Annotated in this window: 1 protein-coding gene; it reads right to left on the bottom strand. The window is 69.5% G+C overall.

What is annotated here, in order from left to right:
* Positions 1 to 377, bottom strand: a 377-nt coding sequence (locus tag J0A65_RS26320; protein ID WP_206597131.1) for a hypothetical protein, incomplete at both ends; no start/stop codon positions are given.

The following is a 377-nucleotide window of genomic DNA, read 5'->3' as shown; positions in this document are numbered from 1 at the left end:
AACGGCTGCGGCGCCAGCAACACCCGCTCGTCACGCTGCAACAGCAGACTGTGCTGCACCAGGGCCAGCTCCGCCTGCCCGCCCAGAGCCTGACCGTCACGCCCGACCAGGGTGCTCGACGCGCCGCAGCGAACCCGCGTCAGGCCGACGCTGCCCGCCTGCAGAAACTGCAGTTCCTCGCCCTGGATCAACAGCATGCCGGCATGCAGCTCGGCCACGCCCTGCCCGCTCTGGCGCCGGCGAAACAGCTGCAGGTTCAACGCCGCCAGCACCTGGCGCGCGGCCTGGGTCTCGCTCCAGCTTTGCGGGGTACAGCGGAAATCGGCGAACAAGGCATCGAGGTGGCGCTCCAGGTACTGCACCACATCGGGGCAGTG

Source organism: Bowmanella yangjiangensis, from assembly GCF_017255015.1.
GTDB lineage: Bacteria > Pseudomonadota > Gammaproteobacteria > Enterobacterales > Alteromonadaceae > Bowmanella > Bowmanella yangjiangensis.
Note: the sequence above shows the minus strand (reverse complement) of the source record. Positions and strands in the feature narration are given on the sequence as shown.